The 2,500-nt window shown below is 57.1% G+C and carries 2 protein-coding genes and 2 rRNA genes (1 of these 4 cut by a window edge); all 4 read right to left on the reverse strand.

Going from position 1 to position 2,500, the window contains the following annotated elements:
• Nucleotides 1–166: 166 nt before the first annotated feature.
• Nucleotides 167–487 (reverse strand): DUF5615 family PIN-like protein, encoded by a 321-nt coding sequence (locus AB1555_19750; GenBank protein MEW6248919.1) that lies wholly within the window; start codon nucleotides 485–487, stop codon nucleotides 167–169.
• A complete protein-coding gene (locus tag AB1555_19755) occupies nucleotides 484–705 on the reverse strand; it encodes a DUF433 domain-containing protein (GenBank protein ID MEW6248920.1) in 222 nt (73 codons plus the stop codon). The genes AB1555_19750 and AB1555_19755 overlap by 4 nt, the downstream gene beginning before the upstream one ends.
• Nucleotides 706–994: 289 nt before the next feature.
• A 5S ribosomal RNA gene (gene rrf, locus AB1555_19760) occupies nucleotides 995–1,111 on the reverse strand.
• A 148-nt stretch (nucleotides 1,112–1,259) separates the two neighbouring features.
• Nucleotides 1,260–2,500, reverse strand: a 23S ribosomal RNA gene (locus AB1555_19765) (it continues 1,768 nt past the right edge of the window).

Raw genomic sequence — 2,500 nt, forward strand, 5'->3', positions numbered from 1 at the left:
CGGTGCTGTGCTCTGCTCCTTCACGGCGGTGCCTCCTTTCATGGCCGGAATGCCTCCGGCTGGGTTTGGTCACCCGAAAGGTTGCCACCGCCTTTTTCCTATTTCCACACTTTCTGACTATACCTCCGCTTGTGCCGCGTCCGGTCACTTTGTTGAACTCTTTTCTTCATAGACTCACCCAGCGAAGCTGGCCTTTGGTGACCCCCGTGAGGATGGTTTGCAGTTTTGGCACGAGCGGTCGGAGGTCCCAAAGGCGGTTGCTCGGAGCCTGCAGGACAACGACGGCGATATTGAATTGCGGAAGATCTTGTTGGAAGGCGAGGTTGCGGTCGACGGTCACGAAGACATCGAATTGCTCCTGCGCCAAGGCGAGCAAGTCGCCGTTCTTGATGCCCGCCCACCCCTGTTGCGGGACGGTCGCAACCTCGTGCCCCGCGATCTCCTTGGCAAACCGGCGGTCGACGCACTCATCCAGCAGAATCCTCACGAGGCGACGGGAAGCATACGCGCTTTGGCCTCCTCAAGAAACGCGATCACTTGCTCCCGGGTGACTGTCGGAAACCCTTCCAAGAAGTCGTCGATCGTCTCGCCGCCTTCCAGATATTCAATCAGCGTTTCCACCGGCACACGGGTCCCCGCGAACACCGGAGTCCCGCCGAGCACGTCAGGCGACGAAGTGATGAGAGGGCGCTTGGGAGTTGACATCGCTGCTTCCTTCTCTGTGCGTAGAATTCTATGCCAGCCTGCGGAATAAAGCAATTTCGAGGATATGACATGCTCCGAGCTCAGAACGGATTTCGCTCGACCATCTCAATAACCCGGCACAGGTCCAAACCTCGCTTGCGCGTACCGGCGACTCTTTATCGCTGTATCGTAATTGATCGTCGCCGGATAAACCCCACCGACTTTCTTCGTGGAAAGTAGGTTTCGCTGCCGGGTTTTACACAAAAGAAAACGCCTGCTGAGTCGTGAGACCCAACAGGCGTTGTGTAAAACCCGGCAGCGTCCTACTTTCCCACAGCCTCGCGGCTGCAGTATCATCGGCCTTGGAGGGCTTAACTTCCGTGTTCGGGATGGGAACGGGTGTGACCCCTCCGGCATGGCCACCGGGAACGGCGCGAAGCGCGCAAACTAGAAATGAGGAATGATGAATGAGGAATTACCTCTCTCAATTCCACATTTCTCATTCCACATTTCTCATTCGCGAGATGACTCAATTGAGTCATCTCGCGCAGACCATGTCTATCAGGAGCAAAGGTGATGTTAAGCCGCACGGCCGATTAGTACTGGTTAGCTGCAGGCCTCACAGCCTGTCCACACCCAGCCTATCAAACTCGTCGTCTACGAGTGGCCTTCAGGGGGCTTGCGCCCCGGGAGATCTCATCTTGAGGCAGGCTTCCCGCTTAGATGCTTTCAGCGGTTATCCCATCCGGACATAGCTACCCGGCACTGCCGCTGGCGCGACAACCGGCACACTAGAGGTCCGTCCGACTCAGTCCTCTCGTACTAGAGTCAGCCCCTCTCAAATCTCCTCCGCCCACAACAGATAGGGACCGAACTGTCTCACGACGTTCTGAACCCAACTCTCGTACCGCTTTAACGGGCGAACAGCCCGACCCTTGGGACCAGCTTCAGCCCCAGGATGCGATGAGTCGACATCGAGGTGCCAAACCTCCCCGTCGATGTGAACTCTTGGGGGAGATCAGCCTGTTATCCCCGGCGTACCTTTTATCCGTTGAGCGATGGCCCTTCCACGCAGAACCACCGGATCACTAAGCCCGACTTTCGTCTCTGCTCGACCTGTCAGTCTCGCAGTCAAGCTCCCTTCTGCCTTTACACTCGACGGCTGATTACCGACCAGCCTGAGGGAACCTTTGGGCGCCTCCGTTACCTTTTGGGAGGCGACCGCCCCAGTCAAACTACCCACCAGCCACTGTCTCCGCCCGGGATGACCGGGCCGGGTTAGAATGTCAGAAAAGTAAGGGTGGTATTTCAACGTCGGCTCCACGGGAACTAGCGCCCCCGCTTCACAGCCTCCCACCTATCCTACACATACCCGTCCAACAGCCAATGGCAAGTTGTAGTAAAGGTGCACAGGGTCTTTCCGTCTAGTTGCGGGCACCCGGCTTCTTCACCGGAACAACAAATTCGCTGAGTCACTCCCCGAGACAGCGCTCCAGTCGTTACGCCATTCATGCAGGTCGGAACTTACCCGACAAGGAATTTCGCTACCTTAGGACCGTTATAGTTACGGCCGCCGTTTACTGGGGCTTCCCTTCAAAGCTTCGCCTTGCGGCTAACTCCTCTGGTTAACCTTCCAGCACCGGGCAGGCGTCAGACCCTATACGTCCACTTCCGTGTTCGCAGAGTCCTGTGTTTTTGGTAAACAGTCGCTAGAGCCACTTTACTGCGACCTCTCTCGGCTCAGCCTGTACGGCCTCACCTGGCAGAGGCACCCCTTCTCCCGAAGTTACGGGGCTAGATTGCAGAGTTCCTTAGG

The sequence above is a fragment of the Nitrospirota bacterium genome (assembly GCA_040755395.1).
Lineage (GTDB): Bacteria > Nitrospirota > Nitrospiria > Nitrospirales > Nitrospiraceae > DATLZU01.

Excerpts from the sequence above, each read along its gene's own strand:
- AB1555_19755 (MEW6248920.1), bottom strand. The coding sequence starts at position 705 with ATGTCAACTCCCAAGCGCCCTCTCATCACTTCGTCGCCTGACGTGCTC.